Raw genomic sequence first — 25,425 nt, forward strand, 5'->3', positions numbered from 1 at the left:
GAAAGTGAGTCGGTCGTTCTTCGGGGCGCTGAGCCTGACGACCAAGAAAATGAGGATCCACCCCATCGAGGGAAACCAGAACGCCGAGCGGACCCGCCCTCATGATGGGTCGCCTGGCGCGCGAGACCGATGAGGGAAAGAAGATCGCGGCGGTCCTGGACAACGCCAGGTTCCACCACGCCAAGGCCTTGAACGATCTTTATGCCCCCGGTCAGGCTTTGGAGCGCATCACACCCATCTACATGCCCCCCCTACGCCCCGACCCTGGGTCTCACAGAACACATACGGGATGCCGCCAAAGCCAACATCGCCAACCCCCCGCGCTCGCCCCGGAGAACACCTTCGCGGCCTTCACCGCCTACATCACCAACCGCACCTTCGACTACGACTTCGAGCACCTCCCAGTCACGCCACCACGCACCGACCTTGTTTAATTCCAGCCATACTCGGACGGGCCTGGGGGCGCGACTCCGGCAATTGAGGGGGCGCACGCCGGCACTGCACCCGCACCGGGGCACAGACCCTCATCCGCATACGCTCCCAGCATTCATACAGTGCGCTAATGCACGACACCTTTATCAGCGTGCACACAACTCTGACCACTGGCCACGCCTGGCAACTCGCCCAACCAGTCAGACAAGCGCTCTCACACATGAAACGCCAAGCCTCTATCAATGAACTTCCCAGACAATTCCATCGTCGAGGTCTTGTTCTCAAAAAGAACGTATGTTACTATAAAACAAGAACTTGATACAGATGTTGAGTTGACGGAGCGTAGCGAATGAACTTTTGTTTTAGGATTTGGAGGGTGCCTTAGCGTGACAGTTCTTTGCGAATTGCTCAGGTTTCTCATTGGATGCTACTTCGTACGGTCGGGCGCTGCCAAGATGGGGGCTCCGAACCCGTTCTGGGCAGCGATTATGGCCTACGGCCTGACGGGCGTGCAGGCGGCTCGAGTTCTTGCATCCATCATTCCACCACTGGAGTTCTTCGGCGGCCTCGCACTAGCCTCAAATGTGTCGCCTCTACCCGCGGCTGCAGTCCTTTTTCTGCTGTTGTGCGTATTTTCAGCGGCTATGATCATCGTCTTGGCCAGAAAAAACCCTCCCGAGGACTGCGGCTGTGGCGCGTCTCCAACGAAGGTCAGCGCTGGCCTTGTCGTGCGCAACACGATTCTCGCCCTCGCGCTGTTGCCTACCCTCATATTATCTCATCCACCGGAAGACAACAAGAACCTCGCACTATCATGCCTTGTCGTCGCCCTCATCGTCACAGCATCATTCTTGCGGTACAGAAAACTCATTGAGACAAAATAATCGAGACCGCCTTCACCCTCGTACAACAGAGGAGGAGAGAATGTCGACCAGACGAACAATTCTGAGAGGAATTATCGGATCGCTCGCAGCATCAGCTTACGCACTTGCAGGAGGGCCGACCACTTCTACTGCAGCGGCGGCTCAACAGGGGGATCGCCAGTGGTTCGAGGAGAGTCTTTCTGGAACGCGTGACGCCACCCAGGAGGAACGGGACTCCATTCTTCCCGACCCGCATAATCGAGTCATCGAGGCAGGGCACCCGAGCGAGACAGTAGATGTCGCTGCGACTGGAGTCACCGCATCGGTCTCATCGCGAGGGACTACTGTCCTCAAAGCCGCTCTGATGATGAGCGAAGAACTATTTTTCATCCTGGTCAAGGAGACCAGCGAGTCATCCGCTCCCAGGACCGCCCTATTGGCATTCTACACCGACGGCGAGAACATCGTTCGTCGCCTCAATGAGCGGGAAGCCGCCCCCGGAGGGCTCGATGACTCACTGGCCGCAGGCGACGGAGTCAACTGCTGCAGCGCTTTTGGAATGCCCCCGGCTACATGCTGCACTTACGATTATCAGGCACTGTTCGAATGTTGCACCCCCTGTGTTTTCGGTGGCGTTCCCCTAGGAATCGCATGCGTCATGCTGTGGTGCAACTACTGTGCAGTCGCACATTGTACCGAGTACTACGCCCCGTGTGAGGATTGGTGGTGAAGCATATCAGCAGGAGTTCGGGCTGTATCCGAATGCTGAGGGCCGGTGGCGGCGGGGCCGGGCGCACGGGTGATCGCGCGGAGCCTGCCAGAACGTGAACGTACCTTCGCAACACCGACGTATCTTTCTCCTGTCCTACTGAGGACGGACCTCAGTAGGACAGGAGAAAGATACGTTCACGTTGCAGACCGCAGTCGCTGTTGAGGCCCCAGCCCCGGCCCGCTCTGACTGGCCCGGCACCAAGGCAGCGCATCGTGAACCACAGGCGCCCTCAGCGCCGCCTCATCGCCTGATAGGCGTCATGGTCTCTACCCGGATCAGCCCTCAGCCGCGCTCTCCTGCTGCCTGCGCCAGCGGATGCCGGCGTCGATGAAGCCGTCGATATCGCCGTCGAAGACCGAGTCGGGGTTGCCCACCTCGTAGCCGGTGCGCAGGTCCTTGACCATCTGGTAGGGGTTGAGGACGTAGGAGCGCATCTGGTCCCCCCAGGAGGCCTTGACGTCCCCGGCCAGCTCCTTCTTCTTCGCGTCCTCCTCCTGCTGCTTGAGCAGCAGCAGGCGCGACTGGAGCACGCGCATGGCGGCGGCGCGGTTCTGGATCTGGGACTTCTCGTCCTGCATGGAGACCACCAGGCCAGTGGGAATGTGGGTGATGCGCACGGCGGAGTCGGTCGTGTTGACGCTCTGCCCGCCGGGCCCCGAGGAGCGGAAGACGTCGATGCGGATGTCGGTCTCGGGGATGTCAATGTGGTCGGTGGACTCGATGAGCGGGATGACCTCGACGGCGGCGAAGGAGGTCTGCCGGCGGCCCTGGTTGTCGAAGGGGCTGATGCGCACCAGCCGGTGCGTGCCCCCCTCCACCGAGAGCGTCCCGTAGGCGTAGGGGGCGTGAACCTCGAAGGTCACGGACTTCAGCCCCGCCTCCTCGGCGTAGGAGGTGTTGAGGACCTTGACGGCGTAGTCGTGACGCTCGGCCCAGCGGGTGTACATGCGCAGGAGCATCTCGGCGAAGTCGGCGGCGTCCACTCCACCGGCCCCGGAGCGGATGGTCACGACGGCGTCGCGCGGGTCGTACTCCCCGCTCAGCAGGGTGCGGATCTCCAGGTCGGACAGGTCCTTGGAGACGGCCGCGAGGTCGGACTCGGCCTCGGCGAGCAGCGCGTCGGCGTCCTCGCCGCTCTCCTCGCCGGCCATCTCGACCATGGCCTCGAGGTCGTCGATGCGCGAGCCGAGCTCCTCCACGCGCCCCAGGTCGGCCTGGGCGTGGGACAGGGCCGAGGTGACCGCCTGGGCGGCCTCCGGGTCGTCCCACAGGTCCGGGGCGGCGGCCTTCTCGGACAGGGAGGCGATGCGCGCGCGCAGCGCCTCGGGATCCGTCACCGCCGCGATGGAGGCGTAGGTGTGTCGGAATCGTTCGATCTCTGCTGGGAAGTCGGTGGCCACGAGGCGAGTCTACGGCAGAGGTGCCGGGGCTCCCGGCGGAGGCGGCGGGTCGGGCCCGACCGCACCGGCAGCGGGTGGCCGGGCGGGTCTGCACGCCGAGCGGATGGACCCGCCGGCCGCCCATCAGCCCAGCTCGAGGGCCTGGGCGTGTGACAGCAGCGCCTCCAGGACCGCACGCGCGGCGCTGGTCGGTTCGGTGCGGGTCACGCGATGGCGCACGACGAGCTGGCGGGTGCCCAGGCCGGGCAGGCTGGAGACGACGACGCCGTCGGGGACGAGGCCGGAGTGCACTGCGAGCTCGGGCAGGAGGGCGTACCCCAGGCCCTGGCTGACCATGGCCAGGACGACGTCGTAGTCGTAGACCACGTGTCGGGTGGTCAGGGGTGTGCCGAGCTGGCGTGAGAGGCGGGCCAGCGCGAAGGCGCCGGCGGTCGAGGGGTCCAGGTCGATCCAGGTGGCGCGCACCAGGTCGGCCAGCGTGCTCGGGGTCGCCTGCCCGGGCGGGACGACCACCAGCCACGACTCGTCCAGCAGGGGGACGTCGTTCATGGCGCGCGGCGGCGCGGGCAGGGTGTGGGAGTCGCGCTCGAGCAGGGCGAGGTCGAGCGTGCCCTGCCGCAGCCGCGCCAGGGCCGCGCGCTCCTCGATCTCCTCGATCACCAGCTCGATGCCGGGCAGCGAGTCCTCCAGCGTGAGCAGCAGCGGCAGGATGAGCGCGCGGATCGCCGTGGCGAAGGTGCCGATGCGCACGGTGCCGGTGGGCGTGTCGCCGTCGATGAGCGCGAGCTCGCGCCGGGCGGTGGTCAGTTCGGACTCGATGCGCTCGGCGGCCTCCGCCAGGACCCGGCCGGAGTCGGTCAGGACCGCCCCCGCGGGCGTGCGATCGAGCACACGCACACCCGCCTCCTTCTCAAGCAGGCGGATCTGCTGGCTGATGGCCGACGGGCTGAGGTGGAGCAGATCCGCAGCCGCTACAACGCCTCCTGCGCGGTGCACGGCGAGGAGGACGGCGATGCGGTGGGCGGAGATGTTCATGACCCCGACCATAGTTCAGAGCACCTACACGACCCATGCAGATTCATGTGATTGATCTTCAGCAACCGGGGGCTCACCATCTTCCTCGTGAACGACATGGCGAGCATCTTCATCACCGTCGGCGGCTGGATCGGCGCCGCCGAGCTCCTCTTGGCGTACGCCCTGATCTCCAAGGGCCGGATCGCGGGGGACTCCCTGCGCTACCAGGCACTCAACCTGACCGGCAGCGTGCTGCTGGTCATCAACTGCGGGTACACCGGCGCCTGGCCCAGCGTCATCGCGAACAGCTTCTACGTGCTGGTCGGGATCAACATCCTCATGACGGTCAAGCGCGCCTACATCGCCCAGCTCGCCCACAACCAGCGCGCGGTGCTCGGGTCGCGCCTGCGCCGCCGGATCGCGGCCGCGGCCTCCGGCGTCGCCGCCGTGAAGGGCTGATGAGGCGCCACCCGCACCGGCATGCGGGCCCGACCGCGGGCACGCGGCTCGCGGCGGGCTTCACGGCGCCGTCGTCAGCCGCGCAGAGCCGGTGGCGGTAATGGTGAATCCCCGGGAGGGGATCGCGCCCCACGGCAGAAAGGGCGGGCGCGACCTGGCGGCGAGCGTGACGACGGCGGTGGCGCCGTCGGGGCTGGAGGCCTGGACCACCTGCGCCGACTCCGGGCGCTCGGGCTGGGCCGCAAGGTCCTCCAGCGCCGCGGCGCGCACGCCCGCGTCCGTCAGCCGCCCCGGCGCCCCGCCGGCCTGGAGTCCCTCGAAGTAGCCGTCCTCATCCACGTGGTCGGCGGCGGCCGCGGCCGCCGAGTCGGCCAGGGAGGTCAGGGTCTTCAGGTCCAGGTAGATGGCGGTGGCGCTGGCCGCCACCAGGACGAGCGCGACCACCACCGCTATCGTCCCGACGCCCAGCAGCAGGATCTGCCCGTCCTCACCACGCCCCGGGCGACCCCCGAGGCGCCGCAGCCCGCGCGCCGCCCGGAGCGCGGCGCGGCGCATCGCCCGGGCCATCGCTCGGAGCATCACTCGGCCCCCGCCAGGTTCACGGCGCGCTCGGCGTCGAGCACGACGACGTCGCGCCCCACGCCGGTCGCCGCCAGGACCGGCAGGTCGACCCCGGCCTCGACGCGCACGACGCCCGCGCCGCACCCGGCGTCCGCGCACCTCAGGCTCAGGGCGCTCGCGGGGTCGGAGTCGACGTGCTGGTCGGACAGGGCCAGCCCGGCCGCGACGCGCGCGTGTGCCAGAGCGCCCTCCCCCTTCTCCACCTCCAGGACGCGGCCGGCGGCGTCGGCGGCCGAGGCGACGGCGAAGGAGGCCGCCTGCACCCGCGCCAGGGTCACCAGCAGGTAGAGGACCGGGACGACCAGGAGCAGGGTCCAGCCGATGAACTCAACGGACGCGTTGCCGGCCTCGCGGCGCACGAGCGCGCGCACCGCCGCCGTAGCGCCAGAGGCGCAGGGGAGCCCCTCGCGCCTGCCGCCCCGCGGCGCGCGCCGCCGGCCGCTCACGGCCCCTCCCGGGACCCGGCCACGAGCGCGGCCTCGTCGACGGCGTGGCCGGTCACACGCAGCCTTCCGGCGGGCCCGAGAAGCCCGAGGACCGGCAGGGGCGCCGTCACCTCGGCCCTCACCACCGGCGTGCCGCCGACCACGGTCCGCGACACGGTCACGTTCTCGACGTAGCCGTCCGCCAGGGCGGCGTCGGCCAGCATGTCCACGCGCGCGGCGGCCTCGGCCTCGGTGCCGCCGACCAGGGCGGCCCGGCGGGCGCCCTCTCCGGCGGCGTCGATCAGGACGTTGCGCACGTGCAGGCCCAGGGCGAGCTGGAGGAGCGCGGCGCACACGGCGATCACGAGGGCGCTCACCAGCGCGAAGTCCACGACGGCCGAGCCGGCCTCCCCCGCGCGCGGGCCGGAGGCGGGCAGGACGGGGCCCCTCTGCGAAGCAGAGCCGGCCTCCCCCGCGCGCGGGCCGGGACTCCCGCGCTCAGATGGCGCCGGTGACCCTGGCGATCGCATCGTTGAACACCTGGGTCAGCGCCGGCCCGGCCACGGCCCACAGGGTGACGACCAGGCCCGCGGTCATGAGGGTGACCAGCACCCAGCCGGGGACGTCTCCGCGCTCCTGGTGCAGGCGGGCCCGCGGGGAGGCCGGGCGAGGGCTCGAGCGCATGCGGCGAGCGACGGCGGGAACGGGGCGGATCATCTGTCTGTCCTTTCACTGGTGACGGGTCGGAACGGATCAAGGGGCCGGGCTGGCCGGGCCGGCGAGGCGGGGTCGGGATCTGCGCGATCGGCGGCCTCACAGCCCCAGGCGCAGGACGAACAGGCCGGGGAACAGGGCGAAGACGACCGTGATCGGCAGGACGAGGAAGACCACCGGCACCATCTGCGCGATCTCGCGCCTGCCACCCTCCTCCATGAGGGCGCGCCGGGAGGCCTCGCGCACGTCGGCGGCCTGGGCGCGCATGACGTCGGCCAGCGGCGTGCCCCGTTCGAGGGCGACGGAGATGGCCTCCGACAGGCGCGTCACGTGCAGGGAGGCCACGCGGCTCTCCAGCCGGTTCAGGGCGGTGGTCAGCACCGTGCCGCTGCGCACGTCGGCCAGCGTCAGGGCGAGCTCGTCGATCAGCTCGCCCGAGCCGATCTCGACGACGCGCTCAATGGCGGCCACGGGCCCCTGCCCGGCGCTGACGACGAGGGCGAGCAGCTCCACGATGTCGGGCAGCTGGGCCTCGATGCGCCGGCGGCGGCGCTCGACCTCCTGACCGAGCCACCAGTCCCGGCAGGCCGCGCCGCCGACCAGGGCGATGAGTGCGGCGAGGACCAGCAGCGGCACGCTCACGCGGCGCACCGTCGAGATGAGCAGGCCGGCCCCGATCGTGGCGGCGAATGCGGAGACGGCCCACAGGAGCTGCTGGAGCCGGAGCTCCTCGTAGGTCAGGGCGTTGCCCGCCCGGGACAGCCGGCGCCTCACGGACTCCGCCGACGAGCCCAGCCGCTCGAGCACGTAACCCGCCGAGGCGACGGCCGCCAGGAGCACCGAGGAGATCGTGCGCCCGTCGGCGTCCGGAGCCTGCGCGCCCAGCAGACCCGAGGTCGTGGGGGCGGCGTGGACGTAGGGGGCGAGCCGGTCGAGCAGAGTGGGCCGACGGCGCCGCAGCGCCGAGACGACCAGAAGCAGGCCGCACGCCGCCATGAGTCCGGCGAAGGCCCCCAGGTGGACTCTCATCGCAGCACCCGCTTCTCCTCGGGCAGGCGCCCCAGCCGCAGCATGAGCCGGTAGGCCAGGATGCTGGCCACGGCCCCGATGGCCAGCACGAGCGCACCCGACGAGGTCGCGTAGGCCACGGCCGCCTGCGGGCGGGTCGCCAGGAGGGCCAGGACGAGCCAGGGCGCCGCCACGGCCACCCTGGCCCCGTTGACGGTCCAGGACTGTCGGGCCTCGAGCTCGCCGCGAGTGCGCAGGTCCTCGCGCAGCATGCACGACAGGGCGCGCAGCAGGGTCCCCAGCTCGGTGCCGCCGACCTCGTGAGCCAGGCGGAGGGCCTCCACGATCCGGTCGGCGACGGGGTCGGCGAAGCGCGCCTTGAGCCGGTCCAGGCACACCGAGAAGCGCGCCGTGGCCGCGTAGTCGACCGCGAAGGCGCGGAACTGCTCGCGCACGGCCTCCGGACCGCGCTCTCCGAGACTGGCCAGGGCCTCGGGCAGGCTCATGCCCGCGCGCACCCCGGACACCAGGGTGTCGACCGCCTCGGGCCACACCTCCCGCAGGCGGGTGCGCCGGGCGCGGGCCCGGCCGGAGACGACGGTGTAGGGCGCGCAGGCGGCTATGGCGCCGAAGGCCACGGCGATGGGCCAGGCGCGCGAGGCGCCGAGGAAGCCCAGTGCGGCGACGGCCCCCAGCACCACGCTGCCGGCGACGAACACGGCCGGGCTGGTGCGCCCGACGCCGGCCTGGACCAGGATGTCGGCGAGGCGCCGCTGGCGCTCGGAGCGCCAGCGAGGCGGCTCAGTCGTCAGGGCGAGCCACACGAGCACCATGCCGATCCCGCCCATGAGTCCTGCGATCGCGCCCATCAGGCCCGCTCCCTGATGCGGCGCCCGCCCGTCTCCGGGGCGAGCAGCCCGGCCAGGTCGTGGCCGGCGCGGGCGTACCGGTCCGGGGAGGGCGGGGCGCCGGGGCCGCGCACGAGCCTGCCCCCGGCGTCGCGGCGGAAGACATCAGACATCTCGATGGTGCCGTTGGCGCCGTGGGCACCGCTCTCGACCCGTCCCGACAGGGCCGCGATCTCGCGCACGTATCGGCGCCCCTTGGCATCCAGGTCGAGGTGGACGACGAGGTCCACGGCGCTGGCGACCGTGGGCACCACGAAGGCCGCCGACACGTTCTCCCCCGCCAGCAGCGGGAGCGTGCAGATCTTGATCACCGCCTCGCGCGCGGAGCTGGCGTGCAGGGTGCTCATGGCGGGCAGGCCGGAGTTCATGGCGATGAGCAGGTCGAGGGCCTCGGCCTCGCGGACCTCGCCGATCAGGAGGCGGTCCGGCCGCATGCGCAGCGCCTCCTTGACCAGGCGGCGCAGGCTGATCTCGCCGATCCCCTCGAGGTTGGCGGCCCGGGTCTGCATGGCGACGCAGTCGCGGTTGCGCAGGGCGAGCTCGAAGACCTCCTCGCAGGTGATGACGCGCTGACCGGCGGGGATGGCTCCGGCCAGGGCGCGGACCATGGTGGTCTTGCCGGCCTGGGTGGCGCCCGAGACGAGGATATTGAGGCCGGCCTGCACGGAGGCGTCCAGGAACGCCGCGGCGCGCGGCGTCAGGGAGCCCAGGCGCACCAGGTCGGCTGTGCGGGAGGCGCGCGAGGAGTGCTTGCGGATGTTGACGGCCCAGTGGCGGGCCGTAATGGGCGGGATGACCACGTGCAGGCGCTCGCCGTGCGGCATCTGGGCGTCCACGAAGGGGCTGGACAGGTCCAGGCGGCGCCCCGAGACCCGCAGCATGCGCTCGACCAGCACCCGCAGGTCCTCCTCCTCCAGGATCGTCGTGGTCAGCTCGGGCCGCCCGGAGCGCGCCACGAAGACCCGGCCGGGGGCGTTGCACCAGACCTCCTCGATCGTGTCGTCGTCGAGATAGCGCTGAAGCGGGCCGAGCCCCGCCAGGGCGTCGACCACCCGGGCCTGGACCGCCTCGGGGTCGCGCAGGGGCGGGACGAGCCCGGCATCGGCGCGGGTGATGTAGTCGGCGGACGCCTCGGCGACGAGGGTCTCCAGCGCCGAGGCGTCCGCGAGCGGGTCAATGCCTCGACGGCGGACGAGCTCACGGATCTCGTCGTGGAGCAGCACCGCTGCATCCATGGTGGGCCTCGCTGTGGGTCGGCAATGGGCGGAAGGTGTTCGAAGAGACGACTGCTGCGCAATCGGGGTGGGCCGGTGGACAGGGCACCGCGCGACAGTGAGCGGCACCACGTCTTATGAGGTTAGATCACTTTCGCGCCTCAACGCCACCCTTTGGGAGACCTGTGGATAACTCCGGCTGCGCCCGTATCGCGCACGCGCGCCCTCATGGGAACCTCAACCCGTTCCAATAGGGCGCGGCAGTACCCCGACAACCCGCCACTCGCCTACGGTTGAGCCATGTCGCAGCCGCCCACCGGACCGTCCGACCACGCCGCACCGTCGAGCGCGGAGGATGCCCTCACCGCCGCTCCCGACGCTGCGCCACCGGCGCCGTCCGCCTCGGTCACCTCCCTGGCGTCCCGCCGCAGACGCTCTCCCCTGGCGCTGGCCGCCCTGGCCGGCGTCGCCGTGCCCGGGCTGGACCCGGCGCGACTGGCCCTGCCCCAGGAGGAGTCCGACTCCCTGCACGTCGTCGGCGTGATCGACACCAAAGGCCGCCACTGGGAGGTCCTGGAGGCCCACGACGACAACACGGGGGCGAACCTGGACGCCGAGGCCGAGGTGCTGCGGCGCATCGGCAGGATCGTCGATGACGGCCGCCTGACCTTCAACGTGCCGCGGGTGGCCGGGACCCTGCGCAGCGAGGAGGCGCACATCCAGGTCCGCACCCACCTGGAGGGCCGCCCCGTGGACATCTCCGCGCTGCACCCCGGCCCCGGCCTGTCGGCCGGCCTCGGCAGGGCCCTGGGCGAGCTGCACGAGCTGCCCACCTCCGTGATCTCCGAGGCGGGCATGCCGGTCTACGACTCCCAGGAGGTCCGCGACCGCTGGCTGAGCCTCATGGACGACGCCGCCGGGACCGGGAAGGTGCCCCCGGCGCTGCTGTCCCGGTGGGAGTCGGCCCTGGAGGACTCCACGCTGTGGAGGTTCCGCCCGGTGGTGGTCCACGGGGACCTCGACGCGGAGAACGTCCTGACGGCGGGCGGCGCGGTCGTCGCCATGCGCGGGCTCAGCCAGGCGCACGTCGGCGACCCGGCGGAGGACATGGCCTGGATCTACGCCACGGTCCCGGTGGACTGCCTGGACTCCATCGAGGGCGCCTACGACCTGGCGCGCAGCGAGGGGGTCGACAAGCACCTGCGGGACCGCGCCGAGCTGGTCAGCGAGCTGAGCCTGGCCCGGTGGCTCCTGCACGGCGTGCGCGCCGACCGGGACGGGATCGTCCGGGACGCGGTGAACATGCTCGCCGACCTGGCCGACCAGGTCGGCGACGAGCCGCTCGTCGAGCCGCGCGAGCCCCGCCTGGCCCCGGTGCCCGGCGAGCGGCGGGCCGCCGAGCCGGACGAGGTCACCCACGAGGTCACCATGGTCCCGGTCGACCCCGATGACGATAACGGCGGCTACGACGACTACGAGGAGCCGGACACCGCGCCGGTCAGGCCCCTGCGCCTGGCGCACAGCTCGGGCTCCTCCCCCGAGGGGGCCTGAGCCCGGCCGCGGGCCCCGTCACCCAGATCACTGATTGCCCCAGAGGGGCCCGAGGCCCACGTCAGACCGGTGTCGGGCCGGAGGCAGCGTCCGGCCCAGTGGCCGGCTCCGGGGCCGGCCCGGCGTCAGACCCGGTCGAATCGATGGGGAAGCAGACCTGGGTGCGCCACGCGGCCGGATCCGATTCGTGGAAGGGGCCGACGAGGTAGCGCTCAAAAGCGGGCCCCGAGACCGTCATTCCACGCTCCCCGATCTCCCGCAGGAGCGTCGTGTAGGTCTGCGACAGCCCCTTGTAGGGGCCGACGTGCTCGGCGGCGATGACGCTCTGGTCCGCAACAGTGCGGCAGGTCAGCGGGGCGCTGACCTCCACGGGCGCGTCGACGACCTCCCAGACCTCGATGTCGACGTCGTGCTCGACGTGCCCCTCCTCGAAGAAGGTGGCCCCGCAGGGCTGCCCGGTCAGCCGGGCGCCGCCGGTGGCGAGCGCCTGGCTGACCTGGGGCTCGAACTCGTCGAACAGGGCGCCCTCGTGGTCGTAGGTGGGGATGATCTCCCGTCGGGCGATCACAGTGTGGGCGGGGATGGTCAGGGTCGTGATGCGGACGGGCTCAGGGTTCGCAGGGTTCGCAGGGTTCGCAGGGTTCGCAGGGTTCGCAGGGTTCATGGCACTCATGGTCGGGTCCTCTCGGTGGTCGAGCAGTGCGAGCGTGCGCTCGCGCTGCAGCTCCAGCGCGGTCGCCTCATCCTCCAGACGGGCCAGGTGCTCGACGAGCACCCGGCGCCAGGTCTCCTCGTCGTCACCCAGGTGGGCGGGCAGCGCCCGGGAGATCTCCTCCAGACCCAGGCCCGCCTCGCGGAGACGACGCAGCATGACGGCCGGTTCGAGCTCGGCGCGGGAGTAGTACCGGTAGCCGTTGAAGGGGTCAACGCCACCGGGGCGCAGAAGACCGAGCCGGTCATAGTGCCTCAGCATCCGGGCGCTCAGACGCGTCATGCGGGAGAACTGGCCGATGGTCCACCTGGGGCGGACGGGACTCGTGCGGGGCATGTCGTCACCCTCCCTGTTGCCACTATGTCAAGGTCAAAGTCGGTGCCAAGGTCACGATCGGAGTCACGCCCGCACCTGCAGGGCGGCCTCGATCTCGGCCAGGGGCAGCAGGTCCGCGGCGGCCAGCTCGTCGACGAGCCCGCCGTCACGATTGACGTAGACGTAGGCGGCGCGCACCGCGCCCGTCTCCACGCCCCGGGAGGCGGACAGGGCGTGGACGTAGACGCTGAGCTGGTCCACGGGCACCCGCCGGCTCCCGGTCTTCCAGTCGACGATGAGCCAGGTGCCGGCCGGGCCGCGGAAGACCGCGTCGAGACGGCAGCGCAGGGTGACGGGCTCCAGCGCCAGCTCGAGCTCGACCTCGGTGTCCTCCAGGACGTGGCCCTCCAGCAGGGGCAGGTCCTCGACGGTCTTGAGCCAGCGCTCGAGCTTCGTGCGGTCGCCCGGCGCCAGAGCGTCGGGGACCCCGGCCTGCTCCAGGGTCAGCAGCTGGCGCTGCCCGCCCAGCCGCAGGGCGACGGCGTCGTGGAAGACGGTGCCCAGCCGCCCCGCCGCCTCAGGCTTGGGCGGCAGGGGGCGGCGCAGCTCGAGGGCGAAGCGGTCCCGGTCGGCGCGCAGGGCGTCGATCCTCGTGGCCGCCAGGTGGTCGGGCAGCCGCACCGAGGGCGCCCGGTCGCGCCGGCGGTCCCGCTCGGCCAGCAGGAGCCGGGCCTCGGCCGTCCACCGGGCGACGGTCGCGTCCTTGCTCGTGTCCGGCGCCGCCCCGGTCCCGGCCGCCGCGGCGACCTCGCGGGCGGCGCGCCGTCGGGCCTCACGGTGCGCGCCGCGGACGCCGGCGGGCTCGGGGGGCGGCCAGGTGCCGGTCGCGCTGCGGTCGGCCAGGGGGTTGAGCTGATCCGCGTCGTAGGCCTGCCACCCCGGCCCGTAGGGGGCCACCAGGCCCCGTCGCACGAGCTCGTCGAGGTAGCGGGCCATGGGCCGCGGCTTGGCGGCCGCCTTGGCCAGGTGCGAGCCGGTCAGCAGCAGCTCGTGGCGGGCGCGGGTGAAGGCGACGTAGGCCAGGCGCCGCTCCTCGGCCAGCGCGTGGCGGCCCAGGGCGAGGGTGTACTCGCCCCAGGCCTCCTTGAGCGCCTGGGCGTCCCACCCGGCCATGTCCCACATGCCCAGGGTGAAGGGCGGGAGGGTGGCGGCGTCGGCCCGCATCGGGTGCGGGAGCTCCTCGGTGCGGGTCATCCACCCCTTGTCCGCCACGACGCGGTCCTCGCGCGGCTGCTGACGGTAGGAGGGGAAGACCTGCTCGACCAGGCCGGCCACGGCGACCGCGTCCCACTCCAGCCCCTTGGCGGCGTGGATGGTCAGCAGCTGGACGGCGCCCGGCTCGGGCTCGACGCGGGGGGCCTCCATGCCGTTCTCGCGGTCCTCGGCGGCCTCCAGCCAGTCGAGGAAGCCGACGAGGGTGGGCGAGTCCATCTCCGCGGTGAACTGCTCGGCCGCCTCGCGGAACCGGTCGATGGCGCGGCGCCCCAGGGGGTTGCCCACGCGGGCGGCCAGCTCGACGTCGAGCCCGAGCGCCTGCTCGGCCAGCACGACGAGGTCGGGCAGGGCGAGGGCCAGCCCGGCGCGCACGCGGCGAAGGCTGCGGGCCAGGCCGACCGCCGCGCGCCGCCCGGCCTGGCTGAGTCCGGCGGCGCCGCGCCCGCCGTCGTCGGGCCCGTCCCCCGACCCGGTGAGGGGGGCCCGGCCGGACTCCTCCCACCGGGCCAGGGCCTCGATCGCCTCGGACAGCAGCGGCGCGTCCGCCTGCTCCCGGTCCGGATCGCTCGCGCTGTCCTCGTCGCCCCGGGCCGCCTCGTCGGCCCGCCGGCGCGGGGAGCGGGCCGACCCCCCGGCCAGGTCCCCGGCCAGCCCCGCCAGGGCGCGCAGGTCGGCGGCGCCGATGCCCGCACCGGTGAGCAGCCGCATCAGCCGGTCCCCGCGCTCGGGGTCGGCGGCCACGGTCAGGGCGGCGCGCACGTCGGCGACCTCCGGCACGCTCAGCATGCCGCCGACCCCGATGATCTCGTAGGGCACGCCGAGGTCCTCCAGGGCCTCGGCAATGGGCAGCAGCTGGGCGCGGGTGCGGCACAGGACCGCCATCTCGGCGCTCGGGGCCCACCGCTCCCTCATGAAGGCGGCCACGGTGCGTGCCTCGGCGAGCGGGTCCTGCACGAAGGCGCCGACGACGGCGCCCTCGGCCGGGTCCGCGGACTCGGGCCGCTCGTGGAGCTCCTCGACCGGGATGCGGGCGACCTCGGCGTCCCCCGGCTGCGGGGCGCGGTGGCGCAGCGGGGAGGACGTCGTGTTGGCGGCGCGCAGGATCGCCCGGTCGTTGCGCCAGGCGGTGGACAGGGGCAGGACGGGGGCCCGGCCCCTGCCTGCGCCATCCGCACCTCCCGCCCCGTCGGGGTTGAAGTGCTCGTGGAAGGTGTCCAGCGCGCCGGCGCTGGCGCCCCGCCAGCCGTAGATCGCCTGGTTCGGGTCCCCGACGGCGGTCACGCCGCTGCCGGCGAACAGCGCGGCCAGGAGGCGGATCTGGGCCACGGAGGTGTCCTGGAACTCGTCCAGGAGGACGGCCGGGTACTGGGCGCGCAGCGACCGGACGACCTCGGGGACCTCCTCGGCGATGCGGCAGCCCAGGGCGATCTGGTCGCCGAAGTCGAGCAGGGCGTGCCGCCGCTTGTGGTCGCGGTAGGCGGCCACCGCCTCCAGCATGCCCAGGCGGGTGGTCAGGGCCTCCGGCACGCCCCTCACGAGGCTCTTGCAGCCGCGCACGGCCCCGATGCCCTCCATGAGGGCGGCGAGCTCGCCGAGCTGCTCGGCGGCCTCGTCCACGGCCAGCAGGTTCTCGCTCAGCGCCCCGTCCAGCGCCAGGAGGGCCGAGGCGGCGGCGCCGGGACGGTCCAGCGGGAGGGGCTCGGTGCGCTCCTCGACGATCCGGGTGGCGATCTGCCAGGCGCGCGCCTCGGTGATGAGGGTGGAGTCCGGGTCGACGCCGATGCGCAGGCCGTGGTCGCGCACCAGGGAGGCCGCGAAGGAGTTGTAGGTGGCGATCGTGGCCCCCGCGTCCTCCGCCCCCTCGTCGAGCTCGACCAGGCCGGAGCCGGCCAGCTGCGCCAGCCGCACCGCCACCCGCTGGTCCAGCTCGGCGGTGGCCTTGCGGGTGAAGGTCAGGCCCAGCACCTGGTCGGGGCGGACCTCGCCGCGGGCGACGAGGTGGACGACACGCTGACTCATGGTGGCGGTCTTGCCGCTGCCCGCCCCGGCGACGACGAGCAGCGGGGCGAGCGGGTGGGCGATGACGCGGGCCTGCTCGGGCGTGGGACGCGGCACGCCGAGGATCTCGGCGAGGCGCTCGGGGCTGGGGGGCGGGGCCGGGCTCATGCGACGGCCCTGCGCCCCTCGGGCTGGATCGGGCAGGAGTCCCTGACGGGGCAGGTCTGGCACTGCTCCCCGCTGCGAGCGGTCAGGGTGGCGCCCGACGCCGCGAGCGCCGCCTCGCGCAGCAGGGCGCGGGCCCAGTCCTCCCCGGTATCCGGGTCGGGGCTGGGGTCCAGCGCCGCCCCTGGGGGCGCCAGGACCGGGACGCCCTGGTTCTTCCTGGGGGGCTCCTTGCCGAGCAGGACGAGCGCGGCGCCGTCCACCTCGTAGCCGCGGGCCTGGAGGGCCAGGCGGTAGGCGGCGAGCTGGGGGTGGCGGGCCGGGGCGGAGTAGGCGCGCCGGCCGGTCTTGATGTCGATGACGCGCACCCGCCCGCCGCCGGTCCCGCCATCCGGCGTGTCGAGTTGCTCCAGGCGGTCGATGCGCCCGGCCACGAGGACGGGCAGGGCCGGGCCCCGGCTGTCGGGGTCGGGGATGTCGAGCTCGGCGCGCACGCCCGCCTCGGCCCGGGCGCCGGCGGGCGCCTGGCCCAGGTAGGCGTCCAGGCGCTCGATCATGGCGCGGGTGCGCGCCGCGCGCACCGACCCGAACCAGGTGCCGGGGTAGGCGAGCTCGGGCAGGCGCTCCTCGAAGCGCGCCATGAGGTCCGGGCCCCTCAGGCCGCGCTCCTGCGCCTCCTGGGCCAGGGAGTGGACGAACTCGCCGAGCCGCTGGGCCTCCGACGGCGGCCTCCTGCCGCCGTGGCGGGTGAGGAACCAGCGCAGCGGGCACTGCGTGAGGGCCTCGACGTCGGAGGGGCTCACCCGCACCCGCCGCCCCGGCCAGCCCAGGGGCGTGCAGGAGGTGGGGCCGGCCAGCCCCTGCCAGGTGCGCGGGTCCGCGCCGGGGACGCCCCGGCGGGCCAGCTCGGCCAGGAGCCTGGCGGCCTGGCGGGCGCGCTCGCGCCCGACGTCGTCGGCGGCGGGCAGGTTCCCGGCCAGGGCCGCGCGCCGCAGCTCGCCGACCAGGCCCCGCAGGGTCAGGTCGCCGACGTCGGGGGCGATGAGGGGGGCTCCGTCGGCGTCGGTGACGGTCGCGCCCGCGGCGCGGGCGATCTCGGTGAAGAAGGAGGAGGGCGTGCTGTCCTCGTCCGCCACGGCGGTAACCAGGAGCCGGCGGGTGGCGCGGGTCAGCGCAGCCAGGAGCATGCGCCGCTCGTCCCCGCGCACCTGGGCGCGGGCGGCGGCGGGGTCGGCGCCCGCGCTCGGGCGCCCGTCGGCGCCGCGCGCCAGGCGCCCCATGACGGCCTCGACGAGCAGGCCCGAGCGCGTCATGGTGTCGCGCAGCCGCAGGTCCGGCCAGGCGTCGCGCCCCAGTCCCATGACGGCCACGACCTCCCACTGCCCCCCGGCGGCGGAGGCGGGGGTGAGCACGGCGACGCCGCCGGGGCGGGACCCGTGAGGGGCCACGGAGTCCGAGGGCAGGACCTCGGCGTCGAGCTCGGCCAGGAAGGCGCCGGCCCGGCCCCCCGGGTGGCGCTCGGCCCACACCTCGGCGCGCTTGAACAGGGCGGTGACCGTGTCCAGGTCCCGCTCGGCGGCCTCTGCCAGGAGCGGGTCCGCGCCGCCCGGCGGGCCCAGGGCGGTCGAGCGCCACTGCTCGGCGCACCCCGAGGCGTCCCAGATCCTCCACAGGAGCGTCTCGGCGTCGACGCGGTGCTCGTCCTCGCCGGCTGCGCAGGCCTCCCGCGCCGCCGAGGCGATGCGCGCCGCGGCCGCCAGGCGCGCGGCCTGGTCCGCCAGGGGCTCGCCGGCGAGCTCCTCCGCCAGCGCCGCGGCAGCCTCGGGGGAGGCCAGCGCTCCCAGCAGGTTCTCGTCGGGGCGGGCCTCGGCGGGCCGGTCCCGGCGCAGACGGCGGCGCAGGCGCCGCAGGTCCAGCACGCTCAGGCCGACCAGGGGGCTGGTGAGCAGGTCGAGGGCGCTGGAGCGCTCGGGGGGCGCCTGCGCACCGCCGAGGCGCCGCTCGAGGGCGGCCCGCGCGGTCGCCAGGATCGCCCCGGCGGCGGGCTCGGCGCGCAGCAGCACCGCCGGCGTCGTGGTCGCCAGGGGCACGCCGCGGCGGCGCAGCTCGCGGGCCACGGCCCGGGCGCGGCCGGCCGAGCGGACGACGACGGCCATCGCGTCCCAGGCGGTGGCGCGGCGGACGTGCTCGCCGCGCAGCATCCGGGCGACGTGGGCGGCCTCCTGGGAGGCAGAGGAGGCCACGACGGCCTCCACACCGGCGGGCTGCGGGCCGTCGCCCGCCGGCCCCTGCTCCTCGGCCCGCCCGGCGTCCTGCGGCGTAGCCAGGAGCGCGCCGCGGTGGGAGGCGGTGCCGGTCACCGGGACCCGCCCGGCCTGGTCGCGCCACACGGCGAGCAGGGCGGGCCCGCCCCGGTGGACGGTGTCCAGGGTGAGGCGCTCGGCGGCCAGGGTCGAGCGGTCCTCGGCCTCCACGAGCAGGCTCGGGCAGCCGCCGCGGAAGGTCTCGACGGCGACGTCGGGGTCCCCCAGCACGACGACGCGGGCGCGGCGCCCGGCGGCGTCGGGGCGGGCCAGGGCGGCCAGGAGGCGGGCCGTGGCGGCGGTGCAGTCCTGGTAGTCGTCCACCACGACCAGGTCGGGCACCGGGGGCGCCTCGAGGACGTCCTGGGCGTCCCACGCCCCCAGGGCCTCCGCGGCGCGGTCCTGGATGCGGGCGGTGTCCAGCTTGCGGGTCTCGGCGCGCCGCTCGGCGGTGGGACGGCCCTGGGCGTCCCAGCTGCGCAGGAGGGCGGAGGCCGGGCCCCACACCGGGACCCGCAGCTCGCGGCCCAGGGCGGCGAGGCGGTCGGCGTCGACCTTCAGCTCCCCGGCGCGCGCCAGGAGGCTGCGCAGCTCGGTGCGGAAGGCCCGGGAGGCGACGGCCTCGGGCGGCAGGCCGGGCCACTGCCCAGGGTCGATGAGGGCCGCGAGCGCCGCGTCCTCCTCGGCCCCGGCGAGCAGGACCGGGGCCGGCAGCGGGTCGCGGCGGCGCGTGAGGAAGGTGGCGAGCACCGTGAAGGCGTACCCGGCCGGCGTGCGCACCCTGACCGCGCCGCCGGCGCTGTGCTCGCGCGCCAGGTGGGCGGCGCGCCGGCGCAGGGCGTCGGCGCGGGCGCGGGTCGGGGCGAGCAGGAGGGCGTCGCGCCCCCGGGCGAGGGCGTCGGAGAGCAGGTGCAGCGCCAGGCCGGTCTTGCCGGTGCCGGGGGCGCCGAGGACCACGAGGTCCGCGCCCGCCGCGGCCCGCTCCAGCACCGCGCGCCCGGAGGCGTCCGGGGCGGGCAGGGGTGCGGGCGCGGGGGCGGGGAGGAGCCGGACCCTGGCCGGGGCGCCGTCGTCGTGCATGGGCCCAATGACACCACGCGGGTGCGACACGCGACGGCACCGGTGACCGGATTGCGCCCCGGCCCCGTCCGCGCGGCGCGAAACCCCGCGGCAGGACCGCCCCCGCCGCCCCGGGCCGAATCATCTAGGATCGCCCTGGGATCGCGGCCGGGACCGATCGGCCACGGATCAGCCAGATCAGCCACAGCCGGCAGGAACGAAGGAGCCACCATGCAGGTCACCATCGGCATCAAGCACGCCGCCCGCGAGCTCACCCTCGACACCACCGCCTCGCAGGAGGACGTGCTCGCCGCGGTCTCGGGCGCCGCCGGCGAGGACATCACCCTGAGTGACGACAAGGGCCGCAAGATCTTCGTCCCCGCCGGCTCGCTCGCCTACGTCGAGGTCGGGGAGGCCTCCCCGCGCCGCGTCGGCTTCGGCGTGTGAGCGCCGTCCGCGACCGCCGCTACCGCGCCCCTCCCCGCAGGGCGGCGACCAGCGCCGGGATGTCGACCACCGGTTCGACGAGGCCGTCGACCATGAAGCCCTTGACGAAGTGGGGGCCCTCAGCGGCCTCACGGTCGAGACAGGCGCGCACGAGCGCGGCACCCGGCCCCGCCGCGCGCACCGGCCTGCCCGCCAGGTGGCGGGCGAGCTGGGAGCGGAAGGCCTTGACCTCGCCGTAGGCCCGGGTCTTGTACTTGGTCATGGTGCCGCCCGCGTAGGTGATGACGAAGCCCTCCTCCCCGCGCTCCTCGGCCGCGCGGGCCCGGGCGGCCAGGGCCGCCGGCGCGTCGTCGTCGGCCTCGCCGACGGCCTCGGACAGGACCTCGACGGCCGGGGAGACGAGGCCGAAGTCCTCGGCCACGCTGCGCCGCACCTCGTCGACCAGCTCCATGTCCTCCCGGTTGCGGATGGCGTCGAGCAGCACGACCTTGTCGTCGCCCTCGTCGACGATGTGGGGGTCGCGGCGGCTGATGACCTCGAAGGTCAGCGAGACGCCCGCGGCAGCGATGAGGGCGGCCAGCTCGTCGGCCCGGTCCCCCAGGTGGGCCGCCAGGAGGGACTCGGCGTGCTCGGAGTGGGCCGTGACGCCGGACTTGGAGAAGACTCGCAGCCGCCCGTCGACGACGGAGACGATGGCGAGGTAGCCGTTCCACTTGCGGCGCACGCTCAGGGGCCGCCCGGCGCCGGCGCGCACGACCTCCCCGAGGTCGGCCGGGCCCGGGGGCTGGCCGATGTTGAAGAACTTGTCGTAGCCGCGGGCGACGACCTCGGCGTCGGAGGCGCGCAGGAACAGGCCGCGGGCCTTGCAGCTGGTCTGGTCCCACAGGCCCTTGACGAAGGCCCTGCGGGAGAAGTTGCAGGCGATGATGCCCGGCATCCCCTCCACCTCGCGCACGCGGACCTCGGGGTGGGCGCTCATGCGCGCCACCAGGCTGGTCGGGTCGGCGGCCGCGCCGGTGAGGACCGGGGCGTCCTGCGTGAAGGCGTGGAGGGTGCGTGTGCCGTCGGCGTCGATCTGCAGGACGGCCAGGTGTCCGCCGTGCTCGACCCGGTGCTCCAGGGTGTAGACGTTGGGCGCGGCCAGTGCGGGCCCCGGCTCCTCGCGGCGGGCGCCGTTGCGGTGCCCGTGGACCTGGAGTATCCGCGGGTGGGACAGGCGGGCCTCGACGGCGCGCTCGTAGCCGGAGCGCCCCTGGAAGGTGGTCGACCGCGCCGAGGACCCGAGCAGGAGCTGGAGCATGGGGACCTCGGTGAGGTCCCAGGTCAGCAGGCCGTCCTCGCCCTCGGCGGTGATCCGGTCGATGGTGGCCGGGTCCAGGCCCGCGTGGGTGACCAGGACGTGCTCGCCGGCGAAGCGCAGGCCGGCCAGGGGGACCATGCGGGCCAGGAGCGCCTCGATGTCGCCGTCGCGCCGCCCCGAGGCCAGGATCTGGCGGCGGGACTCGCGCGTGTCCGGCCAGCTGCCGCCGCGCACGTCGGAGCAGATCATGCGCAGGTGCTCGTCGTGGTTGCCCTCGACGAGGATGATGTTGTCCGGCACCCGGCCGTCCTCCACGATGAGGTCCATGACGCCCGCGGCATCGGGGCCGCGGTCGAACAGGTCGCCGACGAGGACGAACAGGGTGGCGGGGTCCCAGCCGCCGAAGTGCTTCTTGGCCTTGGCCAGCGCCCCGGCACAGCTCTGCACGTCGCCGATGATGACGAGCCGCTCGTAGTGCTCGGCGGCGTCGGTCTCGGCGATGGTGTTGAGGCGGCGCACGTCCTCCAGGCCCACCACGGGCTCGACGACGGAGGCGGCCCCCGCCCGCACCCGGGCCGCGATGTCCGCCACGACCTGGGGCTCGACGTATCCGAGCGTGCCGCGGCGGGTCTCGTTGCGCTCGATCAGCTCGGCGTCGGTCAGGTCCCCCTGGACGTCGACGACGTAGACCCTGTAGCCGCAGCGCCGTGCCAGGGAGGCGAACTCGCGGTAGCTCTTGCGCGCCGGGTTGGTGCAGTCCAGCACGATGGTGCCGCCCAGCCGGACCCGGGAGGCGACGGCGGCCTTGAAGGCCGACACGACCTGCCTCTCCGCGCCGAAGGCCATGGACAGGGTGGGCTCGCCGTCCAGGTCCGTGAAGGGCGTGGAGTACAGGCGTCGGAAGTCGTCCAGGCCGATAGCGAGGTCGCTGAGCCGGTGGCGACGGATCAGGGTCGACTTGCCCGCGCCGGGTGCCCCGCGCAGGATGAACATGGTACGCATGCGCGCACCTCCTCTCGCCTGTCAGTGAGCAGCACGCCGTACGGCGGCGGGGAGCAACGCTACCCCAGCCGCAGCGGGAGCGCGTGAGGGAGCGCCGGCCGCCTCAGGCGCGCAGGCCCAGGCCGCGCATGCGGCTGGTCGCCCCCCGGGAGAGGACCTCGTGCAGGCCGGCCGCGTCGGCCCCGCCGCCCAGGAGCTCGGGGTGGACCGACAGCATCCGCTGAAGGGTGCCGATCTCCTCCCCCACGACCCGCCGCCCCCACAGGCCCAGCCGGGCGGCGAGCTGGGGGTCGTCGGCGACGTCGTCGAGAAGCTCGGCGGCTGCCGTGGCGCCGAAGCGGTCGGCCCGGAGCACGGCGCGCACCGATCCGCGCAGCGGCTCATCCAGGCCGTCGACCAGCGCCCCGCAGAAGTCCAGGAGCAGGCCGAAGGCGAGGTAGGTCTTGATCAGACGCTCGGCCCAGTCCGACGGCCGCAGGCGCTCGTCGAGGTCCCCCAGGGACCCGATGAAGCGCTCGGTGCCGGCACTGACGTCCGCCCCGGCCCGGCGGCCGAGCTCGCTCACGGTGTCGAAGGCGGCCACACGCTCGGCGCTCATGTGCAGCAGCTCCGCCCGCGGCCCCATCGAGGGGGCCTTGTCGGCGTCCTTGGCGTAGCGCGTGCAGGCGCTGGCGCACACGAAGGCGACCATGCCCAGGACGGACTGCACGTGGGCGGGCGAGGACAGGGAGGGGGGACTCGGGGTGCTCATGGGGGCAAGCCTAAGCCGTGGGCGCGGAACTGCGCGGGCTGTGGGTGCGATGACCCCGCGGCGGGCCGGAGCACGTGAGTTCGCCCACCACGCCGTCGGTCGGATCCCGATCGCGGCGGCGCCCGGCGCCCCGAGCGGCTAGCCTGACAGGGTCCACGGTTGCCCGGTCGTCCCGCAGCCCTGGTCCCGCAGGCCGTCCGGCCCCGAACGGGACATGATTCACGATCGGCTGCCACACTGCGACCGCGAAGCGCCGGCGCACCGGGCCGGCCCGAGGGCGCCCGGCGCCCAGCCGCGCGTGCGCCCGGCGGGCTCAGCCGCACCGGTGCGCGCGGGCGGCACGCGGTCCGACCGGAAGGAACGTCGTGACCGACGACAACACCGACGCCCCGGGCGCGCCCGGGGAACCCGCTGCGCGGCAGGCCCGGAAGGGCGGCGCCCCCGAGGCCCCCGAGGCCCCCGGCATCCTGCGCACCGCCGGCGCCCACGCCCCCGCCCTGGACGAGGCCACCCCCGACATCACGGACGAGGGCGATGACGCCGATCTGACGAGGAGGACCTTCGCCGACCTCGGGGTGGAGCCCGAGCTCTGCCAGGCCCTGGCCGAGCACGGCATCACCCGCCCCTTCCCCATCCAGGCGCTGGCGCTGCCCGTGGCGCTGGAAGGCCAGGACATTATCGGCCAGGCCAAGACCGGCACCGGCAAGACGCTCGGCTTCGCCCTTCCCCTGCTCATGGACACCCTGGGCCCGGGTGAGGAGGGCTGGGAGGAGGACCCGGCGTCGGGATCCCCGCAGGCGCTCATCGTCCTGCCCACCCGGGAGCTGGCCAAGCAGGTCGCCGAGGAGCTGTCCATGGCGGCGGCCAGGCGCACGGTGCGCATCGTGCAGGTCTACGGCGGACGCGCCTACGAGCCGCAGATCGAGGCTCTTCAGCGGGGCGCCGAGGTCGTCGTGGGCACGCCGGGCCGCCTCATCGACCTCATGGACCGCGGCGTGCTGGACCTGACCCACGTGACCACGGTCGTCCTGGACGAGGCCGACGAGATGCTCGACCTGGGCTTCCTGCCCGACGTGGAGAAGATCCTGGCCCGCACGCGCACCGACCGCCAGACCATGCTGTTCAGCGCCACCATGCCCGGCGCCGTCGTGGCCCTGGCGCGCCGCTACATGACCAAGCCGACCCACATCCGCGCCCAGGACCCCGGCGACGAGGGTATGACGGTCGCGACCGTCCAGCAGGTCGTCTACCGCACCCACGCCCTGAACAAGGTCGAGGTCGTCGCCCGGATCCTCCAGGCCACCGGGCGCGGGCGCACCATTATCTTCGCGCGCACCAAGCGCACCTGCGCGCGCGTCGCCGAGGACCTGGCCTCCCGCGGCTTCGCCACGGCGGCCCTGCACGGCGACCTGGGCCAGGGCGCCCGCGAGCAGGCCCTGCGCGCCTTCCGCAACGGCAAGGTCGATGTGCTGGTGGCCACCGACGTGGCGGCGCGCGGCATCGACGTGGACGACGTCACCCACGTCATCAACTACCAGTGCCCCGAGGACGAGAAGATCTACGTCCACCGCATCGGCCGCACCGGGCGGGCCGGGCACTCGGGCACCGCGGTCACCTTCGTGGACTGGGACGACGCCCCCCGGTGGCGGATGATCGCCAGGGCCCTGGGCCTGCCCGTCCAGGAGCCGGTGGAGACCTACCACACCAGCGACCACCTCTACACCGACCTGCGCATCGCCCGCGACGTGACGGGCACCCTGCCGCGCTGCAAGCGCACCCTGGCGGGGCTGGACGCCGAGAAGATCGAGGACCTGGGCGAGACCGGCAGGCACGAGCGCGGCCGGGGCTCGCGGGGCGGCCGGGGCTCGCGCGGCGGGCACGGAGGGCGGGGCTCCCGCTCGGGCGGGCGCAACGGGCACCGGCACAGCGACCGGTCCTCCGAGGCGTCCCGCGATCGCCACGGCGAGGCGCCGCCGGACAGGCGCACCCGCACCCGCAAGCGGACCCGCGGCGGCAAGCCCATCCCCCCTGCCGAGGACTGACCGGCCCTGGAGATCCTGAGGGTCCCGGAGGCCCGAGATGAGTGATTCCCAAGGGGGAGCGGCAAGACGATGCCCGGTCCGCCGGCCTGCCGCCCGGCGTCTCGCAGTCCCGGCGCCGTCCCTGGGTCCCTGGCCGAGTTCGGCCCGCTCCGGCCCGAGGTCGGTCTGGTTGGCCGGCCCGGCGGCCCGCCGGGCGCTGCCGCGCCCCGCGAAGTGATCACCCCACGCGCTCTCAGCCCTCCGCGCCGCCCGGCCCGCACAGCAGAACCGCGGAACCACGCCGACCTCCACCACACCCGAGACCGGCGACCGACCTAAAAGCGCGTGGGACGACCACCTCCCCCGCCCCGACTTGTCCCGCACCGTCTTGGAGCCGGCCGGTCAGCCAGTCATCGGGACGACCGGCCCCGGACCAGCAGGCACGGCCACCAGGCACTGCGAGAGCCGGCCCCGCACCGGAACGTCAACGCACCCTCCCAGCATGAACCCGCCCTTCTCCCAATCCTCCTGGAGGGCAGCGCCCAGAACGACGGGAGAAAAGCACGACCACACGACAAAGATACGTCCGTACGTCCACGTCGGGCCGCACGCCCCCTGTCGAGATAGACATTTTCGTACGAGGTCGGCGGTGTCACCGTCTATCTCGTACGACAATGTCTATCTCGACGCCGGAGG

Annotated in this window: 20 protein-coding genes; 6 read left to right on the forward strand and 14 right to left on the reverse strand. The window is 73.7% G+C overall.

Annotation, left to right across the window (positions count from 1 at the left end):
- Positions 1-101 precede the first annotated feature (101 nt).
- Both O145_RS12610 and O145_RS17570 read left to right on the forward strand, forming a co-directional pair.
- Positions 102-434: a hypothetical protein gene (locus O145_RS12610; protein ID WP_043563559.1), complete on the forward strand. Its 333-nt coding sequence runs from the start codon at positions 102-104 to the stop codon at positions 432-434.
- Positions 435-818: 384 nt separating this feature from the next.
- Positions 819-1,316, forward strand: coding sequence for a MauE/DoxX family redox-associated membrane protein (locus O145_RS17570; RefSeq protein WP_084682604.1), 498 nt, complete (start codon positions 819-821; stop codon positions 1,314-1,316).
- 1,026 nt (positions 1,317-2,342) lie between these two features.
- Here the strand turns inward: O145_RS17570 and prfB are convergent.
- On the reverse strand, positions 2,343-3,467 hold the full coding sequence (gene prfB / locus O145_RS12615; protein WP_043563562.1) for a peptide chain release factor 2: 1,125 nt from the start codon (positions 3,465-3,467) through the stop codon (positions 2,343-2,345).
- 123 nt (positions 3,468-3,590) lie between these two features.
- Positions 3,591-4,502, reverse strand: a complete 912-nt coding sequence (locus tag O145_RS12620; RefSeq protein WP_043563586.1) for a LysR family transcriptional regulator — start codon at positions 4,500-4,502, stop codon at positions 3,591-3,593.
- Positions 4,503-4,553: 51 nt separating this feature from the next.
- On the opposite strand from O145_RS12620, the gene O145_RS12625 reads away from it, so the two are divergent.
- A complete protein-coding gene (locus tag O145_RS12625) occupies positions 4,554-4,940 on the forward strand; it encodes a CBU_0592 family membrane protein (protein ID WP_411265962.1) in 387 nt (128 codons plus the stop codon).
- A 60-nt stretch (positions 4,941-5,000) separates the two neighbouring features.
- Here O145_RS12625 and O145_RS12630 read toward each other — a convergent pair whose 3' ends face one another.
- The 7 genes from O145_RS12630 to O145_RS12660 form a co-directional block, all read right to left on the reverse strand.
- The gene (locus O145_RS12630) at positions 5,001-5,507 is read right to left on the reverse strand and encodes a glycosyltransferase (RefSeq protein WP_411265963.1); all 507 of its coding nucleotides are present in this window, start codon (positions 5,505-5,507) and stop codon (positions 5,001-5,003) included.
- A gap of 11 nt (positions 5,508-5,518) precedes the next feature.
- A complete protein-coding gene (locus O145_RS12635; protein WP_229118555.1) occupies positions 5,519-6,007 on the reverse strand; it encodes a peptidase T4 in 489 nt (162 codons plus the stop codon).
- A complete protein-coding gene (locus tag O145_RS12640; protein WP_229118556.1) occupies positions 6,004-6,363 on the reverse strand; it encodes a pilus assembly protein in 360 nt (119 codons plus the stop codon). The genes O145_RS12635 and O145_RS12640 overlap by 4 nt, the downstream gene beginning before the upstream one ends.
- A gap of 121 nt (positions 6,364-6,484) precedes the next feature.
- Positions 6,485-6,670, reverse strand: coding sequence for a hypothetical protein (locus O145_RS12645; RefSeq protein WP_229118557.1), 186 nt, complete (start codon positions 6,668-6,670; stop codon positions 6,485-6,487).
- 129 nt (positions 6,671-6,799) lie between these two features.
- A complete protein-coding gene (locus tag O145_RS12650) occupies positions 6,800-7,729 on the reverse strand; it encodes a type II secretion system F family protein (RefSeq protein WP_043563567.1) in 930 nt (309 codons plus the stop codon).
- Complete coding sequence (locus O145_RS12655; protein WP_043563569.1) at positions 7,726-8,577, reverse strand: type II secretion system F family protein; 852 nt, start codon at positions 8,575-8,577, stop codon at positions 7,726-7,728. Before O145_RS12655 ends, O145_RS12650 begins: the two co-directional genes overlap by 4 nt.
- On the reverse strand, positions 8,577-9,851 hold the full coding sequence (locus tag O145_RS12660) for a CpaF family protein (RefSeq protein WP_043563571.1): 1,275 nt from the start codon (positions 9,849-9,851) through the stop codon (positions 8,577-8,579). The genes O145_RS12655 and O145_RS12660 overlap by 1 nt, the downstream gene beginning before the upstream one ends.
- 279 nt (positions 9,852-10,130) lie before the next feature.
- On the opposite strand from O145_RS12660, the gene O145_RS12665 reads away from it, so the two are divergent.
- Positions 10,131-11,381, forward strand: a complete 1,251-nt coding sequence (locus O145_RS12665) for a phosphotransferase (RefSeq protein WP_043563573.1) — start codon at positions 10,131-10,133, stop codon at positions 11,379-11,381.
- Between the two features lie 61 nt (positions 11,382-11,442).
- Here the strand turns inward: O145_RS12665 and O145_RS12670 are convergent, their stop codons facing one another.
- From O145_RS12670 to O145_RS12680, 3 genes are all read right to left on the reverse strand, one after another.
- A complete protein-coding gene (locus tag O145_RS12670; protein WP_084682606.1) occupies positions 11,443-12,429 on the reverse strand; it encodes a MerR family transcriptional regulator in 987 nt (328 codons plus the stop codon).
- A 63-nt stretch (positions 12,430-12,492) separates the two neighbouring features.
- On the reverse strand, positions 12,493-15,849 hold the full coding sequence (locus O145_RS12675) for an ATP-dependent DNA helicase (RefSeq protein WP_043563575.1): 3,357 nt from the start codon (positions 15,847-15,849) through the stop codon (positions 12,493-12,495).
- On the reverse strand, positions 15,846-19,229 hold the full coding sequence (locus tag O145_RS12680; RefSeq protein ID WP_043563577.1) for a PD-(D/E)XK nuclease family protein: 3,384 nt from the start codon (positions 19,227-19,229) through the stop codon (positions 15,846-15,848). The genes O145_RS12675 and O145_RS12680 overlap by 4 nt, the downstream gene beginning before the upstream one ends.
- Positions 19,230-19,439: 210 nt before the next feature.
- On the opposite strand from O145_RS12680, the gene O145_RS12685 reads away from it, so the two are divergent.
- Entirely contained in the window at positions 19,440-19,655 is a 216-nt protein-coding gene (locus O145_RS12685) for a DUF3107 domain-containing protein (RefSeq protein ID WP_043563579.1), read from the forward strand.
- 19 nt (positions 19,656-19,674) lie between these two features.
- Here the strand turns inward: O145_RS12685 and O145_RS12690 are convergent, their stop codons facing one another.
- Together O145_RS12690 and O145_RS12695 are read right to left on the reverse strand one after the other, a co-directional pair.
- Entirely contained in the window at positions 19,675-21,957 is a 2,283-nt protein-coding gene (locus tag O145_RS12690; RefSeq protein ID WP_043563581.1) for an RNA ligase, read from the reverse strand.
- Positions 21,958-22,060: 103 nt separating this feature from the next.
- A complete protein-coding gene (locus O145_RS12695; RefSeq protein ID WP_043563582.1) occupies positions 22,061-22,708 on the reverse strand; it encodes a ferritin-like fold-containing protein in 648 nt (215 codons plus the stop codon).
- Between the two features lie 365 nt (positions 22,709-23,073).
- Here O145_RS12695 and O145_RS12700 point away from each other — a divergent pair, with 365 nt between their 5' ends.
- Positions 23,074-24,750: a DEAD/DEAH box helicase gene (locus tag O145_RS12700; RefSeq protein WP_043563584.1), complete on the forward strand. Its 1,677-nt coding sequence runs from the start codon at positions 23,074-23,076 to the stop codon at positions 24,748-24,750.
- Positions 24,751-25,425: the final 675 nt, after the last annotated feature.

The sequence above is a fragment of the Actinomyces israelii DSM 43320 genome (assembly GCF_000711965.1).
GTDB classification, from domain to species: Bacteria; Actinomycetota; Actinomycetes; order Actinomycetales; family Actinomycetaceae; genus Actinomyces; species Actinomyces israelii.